The following is a 21,200-nucleotide window of genomic DNA, read 5'->3' as shown; positions in this document are numbered from 1 at the left end:
GGTGACTCAGTCAGTCGACGGCTTGGGTTGTTCATAGCGGGCATTGAAGGCCTGGATGAAACCGTTGCGCAAAATCTGCAAAAACGCCTGGAATGCGCTGACATCCTGCTGGTGTACGTTGCCACTGAGCTCGACCCGGGTGGCGAACTGGTTCTTGCGCTGGTTCTTCAGCAGGGTTTCCCCGGCGCCCACCAGGGCTTCCCAGACCGAGCGGAACACATTCTTGTCGCGGTTCTCCACGTCCTGTTGCCAGTCGAAGACTTCCACGTCCCGCAGCAGCGGCTTGATGTAGCCGCGCAGTTGGCCCTTCTCGGCCTGGGCCTCGATCACCAGGTCGCCGTGTCCGGCCTTGAAGTCGAACTTGCCGTAGGCCGAGGCGAAGTCGTTGAAACGCCTGAGCTCGATATCCCGGGCCCGCAGGCGGAACTCGAACTCCTCGAAGTTGCTCAGGGGATCGAAGGTGGCGCTGGCTTCCAGGGGCGCCTGGCCCAGCAGCAGGGCCTTGCCCTCGAAGCGGGCGTCGCGCTTGCCCTGGGTGTCGACCACATTGGTCAGGTTGTAGAAGCTGGCATTGACCTGGGTCGCGCCCAGGTTCACCGGTGGATTGGAGCCGAAGTTGCGAAAGTGGAGGGTGCCGTCGTCGATCCGCACTTCATCCAGGGTGATGGGCAACAGCTTGCCCAGTTGCGCCCGCCAGTCGGTGCCGGCACCGGTCTGCGAGGCCTGGCGGTCGCTGCCGCCATCGACGAAGTTCACCTGGGGCTGGACGAATTGCACCCGCGCCACCACCGCATGGTCGTACCACAGCGCATGCCAGCTCACCGCCAGGTCGATCAACGGCGCCTTGACGAAAGGCACCGGCACCTTGCCGCTGACCTTGACGATCTCCAGGCCGTTGATGCGGTAGGCGCCGCGCCACAGGGCCAGGTCGACATCGCTGACCCGGCCGCGGTAGTCGCCCATGTCCGCGAGCTTGTCGTTCAGGTAGTCACGCACCAGGTAGGGCAGGGCGATGTGCAGGCCGACCAGCAGTACGACCAGGCCCGCCAGGGTCCACAGGGGCCAACGATAGCGACGTTTCATGGGGCAGCCTCCAGTCCTATAAAGGCATTGACTGCCCAGGCTCCAGGTCGTTCGGCGCGACTGGACGCTCAAGGATGCCAGGCATACCCTTGGGGACTTCTTCACTGCTGCATAAGGACCCAGCCATGAGCCGAATTTTTGCTGACAATGCCCATTCCATCGGTAATACGCCCTTGGTGCAGATCAACCGCATCGCCCCGCGTGGGGTGACCATCCTGGCCAAGATCGAAGGGCGTAACCCGGGCTACTCGGTGAAATGCCGGATCGGCGCCAACATGATCTGGGACGCCGAAAGCACGGGCCGGCTCAAGCCGGGCATGACCATCGTCGAACCCACCTCGGGCAACACCGGGATCGGCCTGGCGTTCGTGGCGGCTGCCCGTGGCTACAAGCTGATGCTGACCATGCCGGCCTCCATGAGCATCGAGCGACGCAAGGTGCTCAAGGCCCTGGGGGCAGAACTGGTGCTGACCGAGCCGGCCAAGGGCATGAAGGGAGCGATCGACAAGGCGGCGGAAATCGTCGCCAGCGACCCGGGCAAGTACTTCATGCCGCAGCAGTTCGATAACCCGGCCAACCCGGCGATCCACGAAAAGACCACTGGCCCGGAGATCTGGAACGACACCGACGGCGCGGTGGACGTGCTGGTGGCGGGTGTCGGCACCGGTGGCACCATCAGCGGCGTGTCGCGCTACATCAAGAAGACCCAGGGCAAGCCGATCCTCGCGGTGGCGGTAGAGCCGGCCACCTCGCCGGTGATCAGCCAGAAGCTCGCCGGGCAGGAGATCAAGCCCAGCCCGCACAAGATCCAGGGCATCGGCGCCGGTTTCGTACCCAAGAACCTGGACCTGGAAATGGTCGACCGGGTGGAGCTGGTGACCGACGAGGAGTCCAAGGCCATGGCCCTGCGCCTGATGCAGGAGGAGGGCATCCTCTGCGGGATTTCCTGCGGGGCAGCGATGGCCGTGGCGGTACGCCTGGCAGAAACCCCGGAAATGCAAGGCAAGACCATCGTGGTGATCCTGCCGGACTCCGGCGAGCGCTACCTGTCCAGCATGCTGTTCAGCGATCTGTTCACCGAGCAGGAGACCCAGCAGTAACGTCGGCTGGCCGTCGGTCCATGGCGCTGCCCCCATGGGCCGATGGCTGATCCATATCAGTCGCTGCTTGTGCGGCTTATGCTACTTAACGCCTTTGTTGCACGACCGTTAATGCTGAATGTTCGGTCGTGCGGGTTTTTCCGGGGTTCAGGAGTGTTTATCATGACCGGCTGCCAGGTCGGGTGATCGCTCCCCCCACCGGTGCCTATTTCCAAGGAGTTGTTGCATGAGCTTTTCCTTTGCCGCCAAGTTCGCGGTGTTGTCGCTGTTCATCGGCAGCATCCTTTTCGTGCATTTGCGCGGCAAGGCGCGCCTGCCGGTACTGCGCCAGTTCGTCAACCATTCGGCGCTGTTCGCTCCCTACAACACCCTGATGTACCTGTTCTCCGGCGTGCCCTCCAAGCCGTACCTGGACCGCAGCAAGTTCCCCGAGCTGGATGTACTGCGCGACAACTGGGAAACCATTCGCGACGAGGCCATGCACCTGTTCGACGAGGGTTACATCCGCGCCGCCGAGAAGAACAACGATGCCGGTTTCGGTTCCTTCTTCAAGAAGGGCTGGAAGCGCTTCTACCTCAAGTGGTACGACAAGCCGCTGCCCTCGGCCGCGGCCCTGTGCCCCAAGACCGTCGAGCTGGTGAGCGCCATCCCCAACGTCAAGGGCGCGATGTTCGCGCTGTTGCCCGGCGGCAGCCACCTGAACCCGCACCGCGACCCCTTCGCCGGCTCGCTGCGTTATCACCTGGGCCTGTCGACGCCCAACTCCGACGCTTGCCGGATCTTCGTCGACGGCGAGGAATACGCCTGGCGCGACGGTGAGGACGTGATGTTCGACGAGACCTACGTGCACTGGGTGAAGAACGAAACCGAGATCACCCGGGTGATCCTGTTCTGCGACATCGAGCGTCCGTTGAGCAGTGGCCTGATGACCCGCATCAACCGTTGGGTCAGCGCCCAGCTGGGGCGTGCCACCGCACCGCAGAACCTGGACGACGAGCGGGTTGGCGGCATCAACCAGGCCTACGCCTGGAGCAAGCGTTTCAGCGACAGCTTCAGTGGTGTGGTCAAGCAGTGGAAACGCCGCAATCCCAAGCTGTACCGCATCCTGCGCCCGGTCCTGGCGGTGGTGGTGCTGGTTATCCTGTGGAAATGGCTGTTCGGATAAATCTTGCAATGAATATCGGGCGCTGGTTATATTCGGCGCTCGATGAGTCAAGCGACTCATTCTTTTCCTCCTTCGAGAACCCTTGGCACATGGCCTTATCCCTCATCAACGCGGTAGTGGTTTCAGCGGTCAACGCTGGCGTCGTGCCGTGCGGGAATCAGCAGCCTGTGCAGATCGGTCAGAACCCCCCACCTGTCAGTAGCACGCCGGTATACGCAGTCGTATCGCCGTCGGGCGTTGGCTTCTCGGGCTGACTCAGCAACCGCTGCTGTTTCCTCCGCCCGCCTGAAAAAACACTACTGAACTTCAGCTCCGGCTGAATTGGCTTCTTGCCTGACTACAGGTGGTTTCATGTTGCTCATTTCGAAAAAGTCCGCTTTTGCGGCGGCCTCCACGAGTCTGTTCGTCCTGCTCTGGAGCAGCGGCGCGATCTTCTCCAAATGGGGGCTGGCCCATGCCTCGCCCTTCGCCTTCTTGCTGGTGCGCTTCGCCATTGCCCTGGCCGGCCTGGTGCTGCTGGTGCCGCTGCTCAAGCTGCGCTGGCCCAGGGGCCGCCGGGCCATGGGGTTTGCCGTGGCCACGGGCCTGGTGCTGCTGGGCGCCTACCAGATCTTCTACATCCTGGCCCTGGACCTGAAGGTCACCCCCGGGGTGATGGCCACCATCATGGGGGTGCAGCCGATCCTCACCGTGGTGCTGATGGAGCGCCAGCGCTCCTGGAGCCGTCTGTTCGGCCTGGGCCTGGGGCTCGCCGGCCTGATCATGGTGGTGTACCAGGGCATCGGCCTGGCAGGCATCTCGATCTCCGGCATGCTCTGCGGCCTGCTGGCCCTGGTGAGCATGACCGCCGGCTCGATCATGCAGAAACGCATCACCGACAACCCCCTGGGTACCCTGCCGGTGCAATACCTGGCCGGGCTGTTGTTGTGTGCGTTGTTCGTGCCGTTCCAGCCGTTCCACTTCGAATACGACGCAGGTTTTCTGATCCCGGTGCTGTGGATGGGGCTGGTGGTTTCGGTGCTGGCCACCTTGCTGCTGTACCGCCTGATCGCCCAGGGCAACCTGGTGAATGTCACCAGCCTGTTCTACCTGGTGCCGGCGGTGACGGCGCTGATGGACTACCTGATCTTCGGTAATCGCCTGGCGCTGCTGAGCCTGTTCGGCATGGGCCTGATCATCGTCGGGCTGGTGTTCGTGTTCCGCAAGAGCGCCTGATCGAGGCGCGCCGGCCGGGTGCAATGCCCGGTCGCAGGCGGTGGCGAGGGAGCTTGCTCCTTCGCCACGCCACCCTTCAGCTGCGCATGGGGGCCTGCTCCTGGCGTACGGCATCCATGAAGGCCTGCATCGCCGATGACTGGATCCGCTGGCGCCGGGTGATCAAGCCAAAGGGCGGCAGGCGCGCTTGGAACTGGATCGGCAGGACAGCCAGCAGGTGCCGGCCGGGATAGTCCTCGACCACCGAGACCGGGGTGACGCCGATCATGTCTGTCTGCTGGACCAGGGACAGCAGGGTCATGATCGAGGTGGTCTCGACGATGCTGCTGGGAATATCGACTCGGGCGTTGTGGAACACCTGGTTGACGATCGAGCGCATGGGGCTGGGATGCTGCTGCAATACCCAGGTCTGCTCCTGCAATTGCGCCCAGTCCAGTTGCGTGGCTTGGGCCAAGGGGTTGCGGGCTCCGGCGATCACGCACAGTGCTTCTTCACCAAGGCTGTCGAACGACAGTTCCTCGGCCCGCGCTCCAGCTGGAATCCGCCCCAGGACGACATCCAGTTGCTCCTGCAGCAAGGCTTGCACCAGGACGTCGCTGGTATCCACCTGGATGCTCATGGACAGCCGTGGATGGCTTTGCTTGAGGGTGGCGATGGTCCGGGTCAGCAGTCCCGAGGCCAGGGCCGGAATGGCCCCGACCGTGACCCGACCCAGGTTGCCCGATTCCAGGGACACCAGTTCCTCACGCATGCCGCTGAGCTCGGCGAAGACCATTCGCGCGTAATAGATCACCGTTTCGCCGAACGGTGTGGCGCGCATTCCCCGTGGCAGCCGCTCGAACAGCTCGACGCCCAGCAGGGTTTCGGCCTCGTGGAGCATCTTGGTCGCCGCGGGCTGGGTCATGCCGATGTGCTCGGCGGCACGGCGCAGCGAGCCGAATTCCTGCAAGGCGAGCACCAGCCGCAGTTGCCGCAGGCGCAGGCGGCTGTGAATCAGATGGGCGTCGGGAATCCTGGTCATGAGCCGTGCTCGCGAAGAAGGAGCGGAAAGCCTGACAATAAATGTCAGGCGTTGCCAGTGCTGCGCATTCAGGAAGCCGACTTGGCCTTCGTCGACCGCCGGCCACGCCAGCCGAGCAGACCTCGCAGCCCGCGAGAGAGCAAGGGCCAGAACAGCATCGCCAGGGCGGCGGTGGTCAGGCTGCCTGCCAGCGGGTTGGACCAGAAGATGCCCAGTTGCCCGTCGGAGAACAGCATCGACTGGCGGAAGGCGTCCTCGGCTTTGTCTCCCAGCACCGCGGCCAGCACCAGCGGGGCGATCGGATAGCCGAGTTTCTTGAACACATAACCCAGAGCGCCGAAGCCGAGCATCAGCACCACGTCGAAGAAGGCGTTATGCACCGAGTAGGCGCCGATGGCGCAGATCATGATGATGATCGGCGCGATGATCGAGAACGGGATCCGCAGGATCGAGGCGAACAGCGGCACAGTGGCCAGGACCACGATAAGGCTGACCACGTTGCCCAGGTACATGCTGGCGATCAGGCCCCAGACGAAGTCGTGCTGTTCGACGAACAGCGTCGGCCCGGGGTGCAGCCCCCAGATCATCAGGCCGCCCAGCATCACCGCCGCGGTGGCCGAGCCGGGAATGCCCAGGGTCAGCATCGGTAGCAGGGCGCTGGTGCCAGCGGCGTGGTCGGCGATTTCCGGAGCAATTACCCCTTCGATTTCACCCTTGCCGAAATTGTCGTGGCGCTTGGAGAAACGCCGCGCCAGGCTGTAGCTCATGAACGACGCGGCTGTCGGCCCGCCCGGGGTGATGCCCATCCAGCAGCCCACCAGTGTGCTGCGCACGATGGTCAGCCAGTAGCGCGGCAGCCGCGCCCAGGTGCGCAGGACCACCATCGGCGTGATGCGCCCGCGCTCGCCGCGAAACACCAGGCCTTCCTCGACGGTACAGAGGATTTCGCCGATGCCGAACAAGCCGATCACCGCCACCTCGAAGCTGATCCCGGTCATCAGCAGCGGCTGGTCGAAGGTCAGGCGCAGGTTGCCGGATACAGTGTCCATGCCGACCGCGGCCATGGCGAAGCCGATCATCATCGCCACCACGGTTTTCAGCGGTGGGTTCTTGCTCATGCCGATAAAGGTGCAGAAGGCCAGCAGATATACCGCGAAGAACTCCGGTGAGCTGAAGGACATGGCGAATGCGGCGATGCGCGTGGACAGGAAAGTCAGCAGCAACACCCCGCACAGGGCGCCGATCAGTGCCGAGCTGAACGCTGCAGTCAGGGCTTGGGCGGCATGGCCTTCGCGGGCCATGGGGTAGCCGTCGAAGGTGGTGGCCACGGATGACGGCTCGCCGGGGATGTTGAACAGGATCGAGGTGATCGAACCGCCGAACAATGCCCCCCAGTACATGCACGAGAGCAGGATGATTGCCGACACCGGGGCCATGGTGAAAGTCAGGGGTAGCAGCAGCGCCACGCCGTTGGGCGCCCCAAGACCGGGCAATACGCCGACCAGGATGCCCAGCAGTACGCCGATTACCATCAGGCCGATATGCCCGGGGGTGAGTATCAGGTTCATGCCTTGCAGCAGGGAATCGAATTCGCTCATTTCAGGCGGCTCCCGATCAGGCTCAGCCAGTCGCCGGGCGGGCCGGCATCCAGCGGCACCTTGAACCACAGGGCGAAGATCAGGTAGCTGCCGGTGACCGAGCCGAGAGACACGCCGCCGATCATCCATTTGCCATAGGGTTTGGCGCGCACCCGGTCGCTCCACATGAACCAGGCGATGAACAGCGCCGAGGCCAGGTAGATCCCGGTAAAGGGCATGGCGGCGACGAACAGGGCGATCGGGATGAACACCGACAGCACCTGGGCAAAGGCTGCGCGGCTGATGAACGCCACGCTCAGCGCGTGCCAGCGCAGCAGGGTCAGCAGGCCGTTGGCCAGGCTGGCGACACTCAGCAGCAGGCCGATATAGAACGGGAAGTACCCTGGCTCGGGGCCTGTGTCACCCCAGCCGCTACCTTGTTCGGCGCTGGCGAACATTACCACCGCGCCGATCGACGCGGTGAACCAGGCCAGGCCCAGCTCGACCCAACGGGTGCCGACCAGCGTTGAAGAATCCGTGGAACGGAACATGCAAGCACCTCCAGAAGGTGGCCGCCGGGCCCCCTGCGATACAAGACGCGCGGCAACGTGTGGATCAGTTGCGCAGCCAGCCGGCGTCCTTGAACACCGGGGTGACGCGGGCGGTGTCTTGCTCGATGTAGGCGGTCAGCGGCTCGCCCTCGAGGAAGGTCGGTACCAGCGCGTTCTGTGCCACGTAGGCCTTGAATTCCGGAGTCTGGGTGACCTTGCGCATCAGTTCGACGTAAAACGCCCGCTGCTCGGTACTGACCTCGCCGGGCATGAACACTGTGCGCGGGAAGCGGTACTGATCGATGCCCAGGCCCTGCTCGTGGCAGGTGGGGATATCCGACCAGGCTTTGTCGCCGGCGACCTTGCTGGTGTATTGCATGCGTTGCCGGCTGAACACGCACAGCGGCTCGATCTGGTCGCCCCGCCATTGGCTGATGCTTTCGGCCGGGTTGTTGACGTTGGCGGCGATGTGCTTGCCGGCCAGCTGGGTGGCCGCTTCACTGCCGCTCTTGAACGGAATGTAGGTGAGCTTGGCGCCGGTGCTGCGGTTCAGCAGCAGGGTCAGGGTCTGGTCGACGTCCTTGGATTGGCTGCCGCCCATGCGCAGTTTCGAGGGGGCGGCCTTGACCGCGTCATAGAATTCCTTGGCGTCTTTCCAGGGAGCGCCCTTGTAGCTCCAGAGGATGAAGTCGTCCTCGGCCAGGGCGGCGACCGGGGTCAGTTCCTGCCATTGGTAGCCGAGCTTCGATACCAGCGGCAGCAGGTAGATGTTGTTGGTGCCGATCACCAGTTTCTCGGCATCGCCCTTGGCCATCTTCAGGTCGAGAAAGGCTTCGGCGCCGTTGCCGCCGCCCTTGTTGAGGACGATGGTGCTGACGTCCAGCAGCTTGTGGGTGGTGATGATCGACTGGATCAGCCGGCTGAGCTGGTCGGTGCCGCCACCTGGGCCGCCGGCGACGACTATCTCGACATTTCTATCGGGTTGCCAGGCCTGGGCGAGGGGGGGGAGGATGCCGGCGCCGAGCAGGGCGCATCCCAGGAGCAGGAGCGAGGTGCGACGAACAGATCTTGTCCGCATGGAGAGCCTCTTTCTTGTAGTTGTTATGAGTGGCTTGTTCAATGGTCACAGCCGCAAGCCTGGGCCGAGTGTGGGAAGCTGTGGACTTGGCGTCTACTCAAAACAAAACATACATCGATAGCCTGGGGTTATCGCAAGCCGCCCAACCCATACCTATAGCCGCTGCCGAGCTTGCGAGGTTGCGATCGGTCGCGCAGCGACCATGAAGCCTGGCGATACATTCCACCAGGCAAACCGCACCGGTCGGCTTTGCGAGGACGCCGCCGGAATGCCGCCTACCTCGATCGCAGCCTCGGCAGAGACTCCAGGGCGGGGCCATGAGTCTGGGAGCAGGACGAGACAGGATGTAAAGGCTGTCATATCCCGAGGCTATCGCCGTATGCCAAGTTTTGATTAGACGGTTATCACAGGGCCTTCGATAGTGCAGCTCTGCGGCGCCTTCCGGGGCGCGCCACCACAACAATAAGAAAAGAGGTATGCGCCATGGCTCGCTCCAGTGCTTCCCTGCACCTGCCCGACAGCACTGTCGAAACGGCGTCCGCGGCCCGGGGCGCCACTTCCCGGGCCAGCTCCGTGCGCTGGCGGATCTTCGCGATCATCTTCGCCCTGACCATGGTCAACCTGATCGACCGGGTCTCGCTGTCCATCGCCATGCCTACCATCGCCCATGAGTTCGCCCTGTCGCCGAGCTTGCAGGGGCTGATTCTCAGCAGCTTCTTCTGGGCCTACGCGCTGTTGCAGATTCCCGGAGGCTGGCTGATCGACCGTTTCGGCCCGCACCGGGTCATCGGCTGGTCGACCAGCTTGTGGGGCACCTTCCAGGTGTTGGCGGCGTTTGCCACCGGCGGGCTGTCCTTGCTATTTGCTCGGGTCGCCCTGGGGGCGGCCGAAGCGCCGCTGTTCCCCTCCGGCGGCAAACTGATTTCCCTGTGGCTGGCGCCCGGCGAACGCAGCCGCGGCGCGGTGTTGATGGACAGCGGCAGCCCGTTGGGCGTGGCCATTGGCGGGTTGCTGATCGCCTGCCTGATCGCGCTGCTCGACTCCTGGCGGCTGGCGTTCGTGATTGCCGGGGTGGCGACCCTGGTACTGGCCTGGGTCGTCTGCCGTTACCTGCGGGACGATCCGGCCAGCCACCCGCAGGTCAATGCCAGCGAGCTGGCGAAGATCAACGCCGGGCGCGCGACGCCAGCTGCCGAAGCGGCGCGGGCGCCAGCCAAGAGCCTCGGCATCGCCGCTCGTTCCCTGAGCGGCCTGCTGATGGGGCGCGCCAGTTGGGCCATGGTCTATTTCGGGCTGCTGACCTGGGGCCCGAGCTACCTGGCCCAGGCGCGGGGTTTCGACATCAAGGGCATCGGCACCGCCACCTTCGTGATTTTCATCTGCGGCACGCTGGGCTCGCTCATTGGTGGTTTCCTGTGCGACGGACTGATCCGCAAGGGTGTCAGCCGCGGCCTGGCGGTCAAGGGGTTGCTGGCGTTTTCCGGGATGATCACGCTGCTGGCGTTCCTGCTGCTGCCGACCCTGAGCAACCCGTTCGCGGCGGTGGCCCTGCTGGCCATGACTGCGTTTTTCCTGATGTGGGGCAGCCTCTACTGGAGTTTCCCGGCGTTGCTTGCTGCCCCGGCGCGGGTCGGCCTGATCGGCGGGGTGATGAATATGGCCGGCAGCATTGGCGGCATTGCGGTACCGATCCTGGTCGGGGTGATCCTACAGTTCGCCGGCGGTTTCGCTCCGGTGCTGGGGTTCTTCGCGGCGTGCTCGGCACTGTTTGTCCTGGCCACCCTGCTGATCAGCCTCGACGGCCCCGCGGAGATGGCGCATGGCTGATGCACAGGCATTGTGGGACGGTCCCATCGTCGATGCCCACCATCACTTCTGGGATCCGCTGAACAATCCGCATCCCTGGTTGCTTCCCGAGGCCAACATCGCCTTTCGCTACGGCGACTACAGCGCGCTCAAGCGCCGCTATTTCCCCGAGGACTATTTCGCCGACGCCGGCCCGCATCGGGTGGTGGGCACGGTGTACGTGGAAACCGAATGGGAGCCCGGCGATCCCATCGGAGAAACCCGCTTCATCGAACAGCTGGCTGCCCGTTATGGCGTACCCAACGCGGTGGTGGCGCAGGCCTGGCTCGACCATCCGGATGCGTCCTCAGTACTTGCCGAGCAGGCGTCGTTCGCCTGTGTGCGCAGCGTGCGGCACAAGCCTGGTGGGCCGGTTTCCCCCGGGCAGGTGGGGCAACTGCGTACGCTGATGAGCGACGAGCGCTGGCGGCGCGGCTACGCCCAGCTGCAAGACCTGGGGCTGCACTTCGACTTGCAGACACCCTGGTGGAATCTGCCGGAGGCCGAGCGTCTGGCTCGGGACTTTCCTGGGATCACCCTGATCCTCAACCACACCGGCCTGCCCTGCGACCGCAGCGAACCGGGTCTGCGCGCCTGGCACGCGGCCATGGCGCGGCTGGCCGAATGGCCCAACGTGCAGGTGAAGATCTCCGGTCTGGGGCAGGACGGCAAGCCCTGGCGTGCGCTGGACAACGCGTGGATCGTGCGCGAAACAATCGCCCTGTTCGGCAGCGCCCGGGCGATGTTCGCCAGCAACTTCCCGGTGGACAGTCTCTGTGGTTCGTTCGACACCATCTACAGCGGTTTCAAAAACATCGTCGCTGATCTGCCGTGGGCCGATCAGCAGCGTCTGTTCTACGGCAATGCCCAGCGCACCTACCGCTGCGAGCCTTGCGCCAGCGACCGGATACGGCCCGAACCTGTGAGGAGTGAAACATGAACAAAAGCAAAATCGCCATGGTCCTGGGTGACCCGGCGGGCATTGGCCCGGAGCTGATCGCCCGGCTGTTGAGCGATGCCAGGGTGCGCCAGCAGGCCCAGGTGATCCTGATCGCCGACGAGGCCGAGATGTGTCGGGGCATGGACATCGCCGGCCAGATGTTCCCCTATCGCCAGGTGACTTCCCTGGAGCACTTGGAGTTTGTCGACGACATGCCGCTGTTCTACGATTTTCGCGGCCTGGCCGTGGGCGCGTTCCCTCGCGGCGAGGCCAGCGCGATCGGTGGGCGCTACAGCCTCGACACCCTGGAACTGGCGCTGCGCCTGACCGAAAGCGGCACCACCGACGCGCTGTTGTTCGGTCCCTTGAACAAGACCTCGCTACACATGGCCGGCATGGGCCATAACGATGAGCTGCACTGGTTCGCCGAGCTGCTGGATTTCCACGGGCCGTTCTGCGAGTTCAACGTGCTCGACGACCTCTGGACCTCGCGGGTGACCTCCCATGTGGCACTCGCGGATGTGCCGGGCCTGCTCAGCCAGGCGCGAGTGGTGGAAGCCATCCAGCTGATCGACACCGCGCTCAAGCGCAGCGGCTTGGTGCAACCGCGAATCGGCGTGTGTGGGCTCAACCCGCACAATGGCGACAATGGCTCGTTCGGTCGCGAGGAGCTGGACATCATTGGTCCGGCGGTGAAGAGCGCCCAAGACCGGGGGATCGCCGCCGAGGGGCCGTACCCGGGCGATACCATTTTCCTCAAGGTCCAGGGCGACGCCACTGCCTTCGATGCGGTGGTGACCATGTACCACGACCAAGGGCAGATCGCGATCAAGCTCATGGGCTTCTCCCGTGGCGTCACGGTCCAGGGTGGCCTGCCGATTCCCATTACCACTCCGGCCCACGGCACGGCCTTCGACATCGCCGGGCAGGGCCGGGCCAACGTCGGAGCGATCCGCCAGGCGTTCGAGATCGCCTGCCGCATGGGCGCCCATCGTCGCTGACCAGCGTTCTTTGCCTTCCTGCCTCCCCACGCCTGGCGTGGGAACCCTTGCGTTTCGCCTTGCACCTTTCCCAGATGCATCACGTTTTCGGTAGTGGCCGGTCAGGTTGCAATCGATTGCGCGGCAATCGTCATCTCGGAAGCCGGGCTTCGCCCGAGCCGTCCTCTGCTTGTGCTGCAAGCGCTTATCCCGGCTTCAGCAGCCTTGCCGAGCGCTTGGGCCAGGCAGTTGTTGTCGATAACCCTACATAGCCATAAATAAAGCCAAGTGATCACCTGGGGTTATCGCTGGATGCCCATAAGTGATTAGCCGGCGCTCGACCGGCTGGCTACAGTCGGTTCACCCCTTGAGCTGTTGCCAAGCCGCTGTCTTCAAGGGGCGCACAACTACAAAAAGCCGCCTTGTCCCTTGCGCAAGGCACTGACCGGCATTCAAGGAACATCGACATGACTCGTCCAGACCCTGCCCTGGTACTTGCCAGCGCCATCTCCAAAAGTCGGCTGCGCTTGCTGCCCTTCCTGATCCTGATGTACATCCTGGCCTTCATCGACCGTTCCAATGTCGGTTTCGCCAAGGTCGCGCTGCAGGCGGATACCGGCTTGGGTGATGCTGCCTTCGCGTTCGGCGCGAGCATATTCTTCATCGGTTACGCGTTCTTCGAGGTGCCCAGCAATTTCATGCTGCACCGTCTCGGCGCCCGGGTCTGGCTATGTCGGATCATGGTCACCTGGGGCCTGGTGTCGGCGGCGATGATGTTCGCCCACGACGCCCAGACCTTCTATGTGCTGCGTTTCCTGCTAGGGGTGGCCGAGGCCGGATTCTTCCCGGGCATCATCCTCTACCTCACTTACTGGTTTCCGGCCCAGAGCCGTGGCCAGGCCCTGGGGTTGTTCTATTTCGGCCTGCCCCTGGCCCTGGTGCTGGGTAGCCCGCTGTCGGGCTGGTTGCTGGAGTTCCACGGCATATTCGGCTTGACCAACTGGCAGTGGTTGTTCGTGGTCGAAGGCTTGATGGCATCGGTAGTGGGAGGCGCTGCCTATTTCTACCTGGTCGATCGCCCGGCCGATGCTCGCTGGCTGGACGCGGCGCAGAAGCAGGCGCTGCAAGCTGCCCTGGCCGAAGAAGACGCGCGCAAGCAGCACAGCAGTCCCCATGGTTTCTTCAGCGCCTTGCGCAATCCGCGCGTGCTGCAGTTCTGCCTGGCCTACTTCACCATCCAGATGAGCGTCTATGGGGTGGTGTTCTACCTGCCGACCCGTATTGCCGGATTGCTGGACGGTCACGTGGGCTTGAGCGTCGGTCTGATCACGGCGATTCCCTGGATCTGTGCGCTGCTGGTCACCCGCCTGGTGACCCGGCATGCCGACCGCAGTGGCCAGCATCGGCGCCTGGCGGTGCTGATGCTGAGCATGGCCGCCATCGGGATCGCCGCTTCGGCCCTGGGCTGCAGCATGGTCGCGGTGGTCCTGGCGTTCTGCTTTGCCGCATCCGGCTTCGTCGCCGTGCAGCCGCTGTTCTGGACCATTCCCACCGGTTATCTAAGCGGTGCCGCGGCGGCGGGAGGGATTGCCCTGGTCAACTCGATCGGCAACCTCGGCGGTTTCGTCGCTCCCAATCTCAAGACCCTGACCGAAGCCCAGTTCGCCGACCCCCGTGCCGGAATGTTCGCCCTGGCCCTGGTGGGCATTCTCGGCGCCATCCTGCTCTCGCGCCTCAGTGCCCGGCCCGTCGAAGGCTCCACCGAGCAATTGGCTCCGGCCCGGCTCGACTGATCATTACCCAAGCCCTGACAAGGACCCCCGCATGAAAATCAAAGCGATCCGTACCCGTGTCTTCGAATGGAAAGGCAAGGTCGTGCCCCCCAAGGCGCACTTCTGCACCAACGCCTCGGACATCCTGTTCGAGCGCGGCGACGCCATGGGCTCGTTCCGTTTCCACGGCTGGCTGGTGGTGGAAGTGGAAACCGACAACGGCCTGGTGGGTATCGGCAACTGTGCCCTGGCGCCGCGTGTGGCCAAGCAGGTCATCGATACCTACCTGGCACCGCTGGCCATCGGCGAGGACCCTTTCGACAACGAATACATCTGGCAGAAAATGTATCGCCAGAGCCATGCCTGGGGACGCAAGGGCATCGGCATGGCGGCGATCTCGGCGATTGATATCGCCATCTGGGACATCATGGGCAAGGCCGTGGGCAAGCCGGTGTTCAAGCTGCTGGGCGGACGCACCAAGGAGCGGATCTGGACCTATGCGTCCAAGCTCTACGCCAACGATGACCTCGACCTGTTCCTGGAAGAGGCCCAGGGCTACCTCAACCAGGGCTTCAATGCCTTGAAGATGCGCTTCGGCTACGGCCCGAAGGATGGGCCGGCAGGCATGCGCCGCAACATCGAACAAGTGCGCGCCTTGCGGGAACTGGCGGGGCCGGATGTCGACATCATGCTCGAGTGCTATATGGGCTGGACCCTGGAGTACGCCCGGCGCATGTTGCCCAAGCTGGCCGAATTCGAGCCGCGCTGGCTGGAGGAGCCGGTGATCGCCGATGACCTGGAAGGCTACGTCGAGCTGAAGAAGATGGGCATCATGCCGATCTCCGGCGGCGAGCACGAGTTCACCTCCTACGGCTTCAAGGAGTTGCTGGAGCGGCGTGCCGTCGACGTGATCCAGTACGACACCAACCGCGTCGGTGGCATCACCGCGGCGCGCAAGATCAACGCCCTGGCCGAGGCCTGGTCGGTGCCGGTCATCCCCCATGCCGGCCAGATGCACAACTACCACCTGACCATGTCCAGCACCGCCTCGCCCATGGCCGAGTTCTTCCCGGTGTTCGATGTCGAGGTCGGCAACGAGCTGTTCTATTACGTGTTCAAGGGCGAGCCGCAGCCGGTGGAAGGCTATATCCAGCTCGACGACCACAAGCCGGGCCTGGGCCTGGAGATATCCGAAGACCATCTCGGCGAATTCAACATCATCGAATAAGCCTCGGCAGCCGTCCGTGGACGGCTGCCGCCATGACATCCAGGAGGACGGGCATGCGCCTGATTCAGTTTGAGAACGATGCCGGCCAGCGCCAGGTCGGTAGGGTCGAAGGCGACCGGGTCCACGTTTTGCGCAATACCGCCAGCACTCGCGAGCTGGCCCTGGCGGCGATCGACAACGAGCGCGGCCTGCTGCAAGAAGCCCAAGCCCGTGGCAGCGACAGCAGCCTCGACTATCCCCGGTTGCTGGAGCAGGGGCGCCTGCTGCCGCCGCTGGACCATCCAGATCCGGCCCACTGCCTGGTCAGTGGTACTGGCCTGACCCACCTGGGCAGTGCAGCCGCCCGGGACAAGATGCACCACCAGCAGACCCAGGGCGATGCCGGTGTCACCGACACCATGCGCATCTTCAAATGGGGCCTGGAAGGTGGCAAGCCGCTGGCCACGGAGGTGGGAGCGCAGCCGGAATGGTTCTACAAGGGTGATGGCAGCATCGTCGTGCGGCCCGGCGGCGACTTTCCGGTGCCGCCCTTCGCCGAGGATGCGGGCGAGGAACCGGAGTTGACCGGCCTCTACGTGATAGGTGCCGATGGCCGGCCCTATCGCCTGGGTTATGCCCTGGGCAACGAGTTCTCCGACCATGTGATGGAGCGGCGCAACTACCTGTACCTGGCCCATTCCAAGCTGCGCTATTGCGCCTATGGTCCTGAGTTGCGGGTGGGTGCATTGCCGGGCCACTTGGCCGGAACCAGCCGGGTGCTGCGTGACGGCAAGGTGCTCTGGGAACAGGAATTCCTCAGTGGCGAGGACAACATGTGCCACAGCCTGGCCAACCTCGAGTTTCACCATTTCAAGTACGCCCAGTTCCTGCGTCCTGGCGATGTCCATGTGCATTACTTCGGCACTGCCACCTTGTCCTTTGCCGACGGCATCCGGACCCGGCCCGGCGACCGCTTCCAGATCAGCCTCGAGGCATTCGGCGCCCCGCTGGAGAACGGCATCGGCGAAGGCCCGCGTCCGGTGGCGGCGGGCCAGGTTCGTGGCTTGTGACTTTCAATTGCCGGCCGTGGCGGCCGGCCAGGGAGACCCAATGACTTCATCGTCCGGATACAACTACATCGGTGGCACTCGCAGTGCCCGGGGCCATGTCCAGTTGCAAAGCCTCGACGCCCAGACCGGGCAAGCCCTGCCAGGCGTCTTCTACCAGGCCACCGAGGCGGAGGTGGATGCCGCGGCCCGGGCGGCAGCCGGCGCTTGCACCGAATATCGCGATCTTGGCCCTGAACAACGGGCCTTGTTCCTCGACGCCATCGCCGCAGAGCTGGAAGGCCTGGGTGCCGACTTCATCGCCACGGTATGCCGGGAAACCGCCTTGCCCACGGCGCGTATACAGGGCGAACTGGGGCGTACTTGCGGCCAGTTGCGGTTATTCGCCAAGGTCCTGCGCCGTGGTGATTATCTCGGGGCGCGGATCGATCGCGGCCAGCCCCAGCGCCAACCCCTGCCACGGCCCGACCTGCGCCAGTACCGCATTGGCCTGGGACCGGTAGCGGTGTTCGGCGCCAGCAACTTTCCCCTGGCGTTCTCCACCGCCGGTGGCGATACCGCGGCAGCCCTGGCCGCCGGTTGCCCGGTGGTATTCAAGGCCCATAGCGGACACATGGCGACCGCCGAATGGGTGGCCGATGCGATCATCCGTGCGGCACAGCGCTGCCGGATGCCCGACGGAGTGTTCAACATGGTCTATGGCGCCGGGGTCGGAGAGTGGCTGGTCAAGCACCCGGCCATCCAGGCCGTGGGCTTCACCGGTTCCCTCAAGGGCGGCAATGCCCTGTGCCAGATGGCGGTGAACCGACCACAGCCGATCCCGGTGTTCGCCGAGATGTCGAGCATCAACCCGGTGATCCTGCTGCCCGAGGCATTGCAGGCGCGTGGCTCGCAGATCGCCGCTGAGCTGGCAGGTTCGGTGACCCAAGGCTGTGGCCAGTTCTGTACCAATCCGGGACTGATCATTGGCCTGCGCTCCACGGCCTTCAGCTCGTTCCTTGAGCAGTTGGTCGCGCAGATGAACCGGCAGCTGCCACAGACCATGCTCAATAGCGGCACCCTGGCCAGCTATTGCCGGGGCGTGCAGGCCCTGTCGCAGCACCCGCAGGTACGGCGGCTGGCGGGCCAGGCACAGCAGGGCGACCAGGCGTGCCCGCAGTTGTTCCAGGCCGATGCGAGCCTGCTGCTGGAGGGCGATGGCTTGTTGCAGGAAGAGGTCTTCGGGCCGGCCAGCATCATCATCGAAGTGGCCGATATGGCCGAGCTGGCCATGGCCCTGCAGGGCTTGCGTGGACAGTTGACCGCGACCCTGATCGGCCAGGAGCAGGAGCTGCTGGCGCAGCGTTGGCTGAGCGACAGCCTGCAGGAGAAGGTCGGTCGTCTGCTGATCAACGGATATCCCACCGGTGTCGAGGTTTGCGAGGCCATGGTCCACGGCGGACCCTATCCGGCAACCTCGGACCCACGGGGAACTTCGGTGGGTACCCTGGCCATCGAGCGCTTCCTGCGCCCGGTGTGCTTCCAGAACTACCCCGATGCGCTGTTGCCCGGGGCTTTGCAGGATGCCAACCCATTGGGTATCCGCCGTTTGGTGGACGGAGAGCCCAGCAGCGCCGCTCTTTGAAGGCGGATGCCCGGCGATCTCAGGCCGCGGCCTTCGCCGCTGGCCTGAGGACCAGCCACAAGGCCGCGGCGATCAGCACCCCGCCATACAGATGGCCCATGGACAGCGGCTCGTCCAGCAACAGGGCACCCCAGAGCACGCCGAACGGCGGGATCATGAAGGTCACGGTCATGGAGCGCACCGGGCCGATGGAGCTCAGCAGGCGGAAGTACAGGACATAGGCGAAGGCAGTGCAACCCAGGCCCAGGCCCAGCAACGACAGCCAGACACTCACGCCGCCCCAGCTGGCCGGTGGCTGGCTCAGGGCGCTGTAGGCGAACAGCGGCAACAGGAACAGCGTGGCGCCGAGCATGCTGCCCAGGGCCGAGAGGCGGCTGTCCAGGCCCCCGGCCTGGTCCAGCCAGCGCCGTGCGAGGAAGCCGGCGAAGCCATAGCAGGTGGTGGCCAGCAGGCAGGACAGGGCGCCGAGCGCCAGTTCATGGTCGAAGGCCACCGGCCCGGCGCGGCTCAGGATGCCGACCCCGAGCAGCCCCAGGAACACGCCGGCGAGCTTGGCCGGGGTCAGGCGCTCATGGAAGAACAGGCCGCCGATCAGCACCCCCATCAGCGGCGTGGTGGCGTTGAAGATCGCCGAGTAACCGGCAGGCAGCACCAGGGCCGCCACCGAGTACAGGGTGGCGGGCAGCCCCGAGTTGATCACGCCCAGCAGCAGGACGGTCTTGAACTTGCCGTGGAAATTCCAGCTGACGCGCATCAGCGCCAGCATGGCCAGCAAGCCGACGGCGGCGATCGACACACGAAAGAAGGCCGTGGGCACGCTGCCCAGGACCGGGGCGATGATGCGCATGAACAGAAAGCTCGCGCCCCAGATGGCGGCTAGCGACAACAGGCGCAACAGATCGACAGGTCTCACGGGAGGTTCCTTGGGTGGCAGGGCGGGAATCTTGCCCAGCGCGGGTGGGCATGGCAAACCTTATTGGTGCACGGGCCGGGCCAAGCCTGCACTCCGATTGTTGCGTTCGATTGTCGTGGCGGATTTTCCCGGGGCCGATCTCTGGCGACCGATACAGGGCGAGGCGACCGTCGGGTCACAAAAATGCGCTTCTCCTCGGGCCATTGCAGTGGCTAAGCTCAGGCAATCCAAATTCCCGTAGAGGTCTTCCTATGCCGCAGTCATGGCCCGCCGCCGACATCGCTCGAATCATCCTGAGTGGCTTCGACGACTACCGCGACAACTTCCGCCGGATCGCCGATGGCGCCCGGCATCGCTTCGAACAAGCGCAATGGCAGGAAGCGCAGAGGGCCTCCACCGCGCGGATCAACCTCTACGAGGAGAAGGTCGGGGAAACCGTGGCCCGACTGCACCAGGCCTTCAGCGACGAGGTGCTGATGGACGTCAGCCAATGGCCGCTGGCCAAGAGCGCCTGCATCGGCATGATCGACCTGCGCCTGGACGATGAACTCTCCGAGACCTGGTACAACTCGATCTTCTGCGGGCTGTTCAGCCATGACCTGATCAGCGACGGCTGCATGTTCATCCATACCACCCGGCCCAGCCTGCGCCGCGCCCGGGCTGCCCAGACCCGCAGCTATACGCCTCGGGGCGAGCTGTCGAGCATGCTCAGGCAGATATTCACCGACTACCGCTTCAGCGTGGACTACGCCGACCTGTCCGGGGATATGCGGCGCCTGGAGGCGCAACTGCGCGAGAACCTGCCGGATTGGGTCTGCAAGGACCCGGAGCTGACCGTGGAGCTGTTTTCCTCGGTGCTCTACCGCAACAAGGGCGCCTACCTGGTGGGGCGCATCTATACCCACGAGGAGCAGTGGCCGCTGGTGATCCCGCTGCTGCACCGCGAAGGCCGGGGCATCCAGGTCGATGCGCTGATCACCGATGAGGCCGAGGTCTCGATCATCTTTTCCTTCACCCGTTCCTACTTCATGGTGGATGTATCGGTGCCGGTGGAGTTCATCGGGTTCCTCAAGCGCATCCTGCCGGGCAAGCACGTCGCCGAGCTGTACACCTCCATCGGTTTCTACAAGCACGGCAAGTCGGAGTTCTACCGGGCGCTGATCAACCACCTGGCCAATACCGACGATCGTTTCATCATGGCGCCCGGGGTCCGCGGGATGGTCATGAGCGTGTTCACCCTGCCGGGCTTCAATACCGTGTTCAAGATCATCAAGGACCGCTTCTCGCCGTCCAAGAACGTCGACCGGGCCACGGTGATCGAGAAGTACCGGTTGGTGAAGAGTGTCGACCGGGTAGGGCGCATGGCCGATACCCAGGAGTTCGCCGACTTCCGCTTCCCCCTGTCCAAGTTCGATCCGGCCTGCCTCGAGGAGCTGCTGGAGGTGGCGCCGTCCACCGTGGTGGTGGAGGGGGATACGGTGCTGATCCGCCACTGCTGGACCGAGCGGCGCATGACCCCGCTCAACCTCTACCTGGAGCACGCCAACGAAGCCCAGGTGCGCGAGGCCCTGGAAGACTACGGCCTGGCCATCAAGCAACTGGCGGCGGCCAATATCTTCCCAGGCGACATGCTGCTGAAGAATTTCGGGGTTACTCGCCACGGCCGGGTGGTGTTCTACGACTACGATGAAATCAGCTACCTCACCGAAGTCAATTTCCGCCATATCCCGGCGCCGCGCACGCCAGAGGACGAGATGGCGTCCGAGCCCTGGTACTCCATCGGCCCCCACGATGTGTTCCCCGAGGAGTTCCCGCCGTTCCTGTTCGCCGATATCGGCCAGCGCCGCCTGTTCGACCAGTTGCACGGCGAGCTGTACAACGCCGATTACTGGAAGGGACTGCAGGACGCGATCCTCGCCGGCAAGGTGATCGATGTCTTCCCGTACCGGCGCAAGGGGCGCGACGAGGAATAACGCGGCGAAAGGCCCTCACAAGCTGCAAGCTAAAAGCGCCAAGCTGCGTTAACCTTGCGGCTTTTCGCTTGAAGCCAGTCGCTGCTTTC

General features: G+C 64.3%; 17 protein-coding genes. 11 read left to right on the top strand and 6 right to left on the bottom strand.

Features of this window, described 5'->3' with window-relative positions; all coding sequences use genetic code 11:
* Positions 1-6: 6 nt before the first annotated feature.
* A complete protein-coding gene (locus tag CAG11_RS08600; RefSeq protein ID WP_022642924.1) occupies positions 7-1,083 on the bottom strand; it encodes a DUF748 domain-containing protein in 1,077 nt (358 codons plus the stop codon).
* A gap of 125 nt (positions 1,084-1,208) precedes the next feature.
* Between CAG11_RS08600 and cysK the strand changes: the two genes are divergently transcribed.
* From cysK to CAG11_RS08585, 3 genes are all read left to right on the top strand, one after another.
* Positions 1,209-2,183, top strand: coding sequence for a cysteine synthase A (cysK, locus tag CAG11_RS08595; protein WP_022642925.1), 975 nt, complete (start codon positions 1,209-1,211; stop codon positions 2,181-2,183).
* 226 nt (positions 2,184-2,409) lie between these two features.
* Positions 2,410-3,348, top strand: coding sequence for an aspartyl/asparaginyl beta-hydroxylase domain-containing protein (locus CAG11_RS08590; protein ID WP_022642926.1), 939 nt, complete (start codon positions 2,410-2,412; stop codon positions 3,346-3,348).
* Between the two features lie 351 nt (positions 3,349-3,699).
* Positions 3,700-4,563 carry a DMT family transporter gene (locus tag CAG11_RS08585; RefSeq protein ID WP_053135243.1) on the top strand — a complete coding sequence of 288 codons (864 nt, stop codon included), beginning with the start codon at positions 3,700-3,702 and terminating at the stop codon, positions 4,561-4,563.
* Positions 4,564-4,639: 76 nt separating this feature from the next.
* Here the strand turns inward: CAG11_RS08585 and CAG11_RS08580 are convergent, their stop codons facing one another.
* The 4 genes from CAG11_RS08580 to CAG11_RS08565 form a co-directional block, all read right to left on the bottom strand.
* Complete coding sequence (locus CAG11_RS08580; protein ID WP_085596011.1) at positions 4,640-5,584, bottom strand: LysR family transcriptional regulator; 945 nt, start codon at positions 5,582-5,584, stop codon at positions 4,640-4,642.
* A gap of 68 nt (positions 5,585-5,652) precedes the next feature.
* Positions 5,653-7,182 carry a tripartite tricarboxylate transporter permease gene (locus CAG11_RS08575; protein ID WP_085596010.1) on the bottom strand — a complete coding sequence of 510 codons (1,530 nt, stop codon included), beginning with the start codon at positions 7,180-7,182 and terminating at the stop codon, positions 5,653-5,655.
* Positions 7,179-7,712, bottom strand: a complete 534-nt coding sequence (locus CAG11_RS08570) for a tripartite tricarboxylate transporter TctB family protein (protein WP_085596009.1) — start codon at positions 7,710-7,712, stop codon at positions 7,179-7,181. Before CAG11_RS08570 ends, CAG11_RS08575 begins: the two co-directional genes overlap by 4 nt.
* A 64-nt stretch (positions 7,713-7,776) precedes the next feature.
* Complete coding sequence (locus tag CAG11_RS08565; protein ID WP_085596008.1) at positions 7,777-8,790, bottom strand: tripartite tricarboxylate transporter substrate binding protein; 1,014 nt, start codon at positions 8,788-8,790, stop codon at positions 7,777-7,779.
* 483 nt (positions 8,791-9,273) lie between these two features.
* On the opposite strand from CAG11_RS08565, the gene CAG11_RS08560 reads away from it, so the two are divergent.
* The 7 genes from CAG11_RS08560 (at position 9,274) to CAG11_RS08530 (ending at position 18,225) form a co-directional block, all read left to right on the top strand.
* Positions 9,274-10,617 (top strand): MFS transporter, encoded by a 1,344-nt coding sequence (locus CAG11_RS08560; protein ID WP_085596007.1) that lies wholly within the window; start codon positions 9,274-9,276, stop codon positions 10,615-10,617.
* A complete protein-coding gene (locus tag CAG11_RS08555) occupies positions 10,610-11,575 on the top strand; it encodes an amidohydrolase (RefSeq protein WP_085596006.1) in 966 nt (321 codons plus the stop codon). The genes CAG11_RS08560 and CAG11_RS08555 overlap by 8 nt, the downstream gene beginning before the upstream one ends.
* Positions 11,572-12,576 carry a 4-hydroxythreonine-4-phosphate dehydrogenase PdxA gene (locus CAG11_RS08550; protein ID WP_085596005.1) on the top strand — a complete coding sequence of 335 codons (1,005 nt, stop codon included), beginning with the start codon at positions 11,572-11,574 and terminating at the stop codon, positions 12,574-12,576. Before CAG11_RS08555 ends, CAG11_RS08550 begins: the two co-directional genes overlap by 4 nt.
* Positions 12,577-13,022: 446 nt before the next feature.
* A complete protein-coding gene (locus tag CAG11_RS08545) occupies positions 13,023-14,348 on the top strand; it encodes an MFS transporter (RefSeq protein ID WP_085596004.1) in 1,326 nt (441 codons plus the stop codon).
* Between the two features lie 31 nt (positions 14,349-14,379).
* Entirely contained in the window at positions 14,380-15,555 is a 1,176-nt protein-coding gene (locus CAG11_RS08540; RefSeq protein WP_085596003.1) for an L-rhamnonate dehydratase, read from the top strand.
* Positions 15,556-15,608: 53 nt separating this feature from the next.
* Complete coding sequence (araD1, locus tag CAG11_RS08535; protein WP_085596002.1) at positions 15,609-16,604, top strand: AraD1 family protein; 996 nt, start codon at positions 15,609-15,611, stop codon at positions 16,602-16,604.
* Positions 16,605-16,644: 40 nt separating this feature from the next.
* A complete protein-coding gene (locus tag CAG11_RS08530; RefSeq protein WP_085596001.1) occupies positions 16,645-18,225 on the top strand; it encodes an aldehyde dehydrogenase (NADP(+)) in 1,581 nt (526 codons plus the stop codon).
* Between the two features lie 19 nt (positions 18,226-18,244).
* Here the strand turns inward: CAG11_RS08530 and CAG11_RS08525 are convergent, their stop codons facing one another.
* Complete coding sequence (locus CAG11_RS08525) at positions 18,245-19,138, bottom strand: DMT family transporter (protein ID WP_085596000.1); 894 nt, start codon at positions 19,136-19,138, stop codon at positions 18,245-18,247.
* 251 nt (positions 19,139-19,389) lie between these two features.
* Here CAG11_RS08525 and aceK point away from each other — a divergent pair, with 251 nt between their 5' ends.
* The gene (aceK, locus tag CAG11_RS08520; RefSeq protein ID WP_053135220.1) at positions 19,390-21,111 is read left to right on the top strand and encodes a bifunctional isocitrate dehydrogenase kinase/phosphatase; all 1,722 of its coding nucleotides are present in this window, start codon (positions 19,390-19,392) and stop codon (positions 21,109-21,111) included.
* The last annotated feature ends 89 nt before the right edge of the window (positions 21,112-21,200 follow it).

Source organism: Pseudomonas sp. B6(2017), from assembly GCF_002112765.1.
Taxonomy (GTDB): Bacteria; Pseudomonadota; Gammaproteobacteria; order Pseudomonadales; family Pseudomonadaceae; genus Aquipseudomonas; species Aquipseudomonas piscis.
This window is presented reverse-complemented; position numbering and strand designations above follow the sequence as displayed.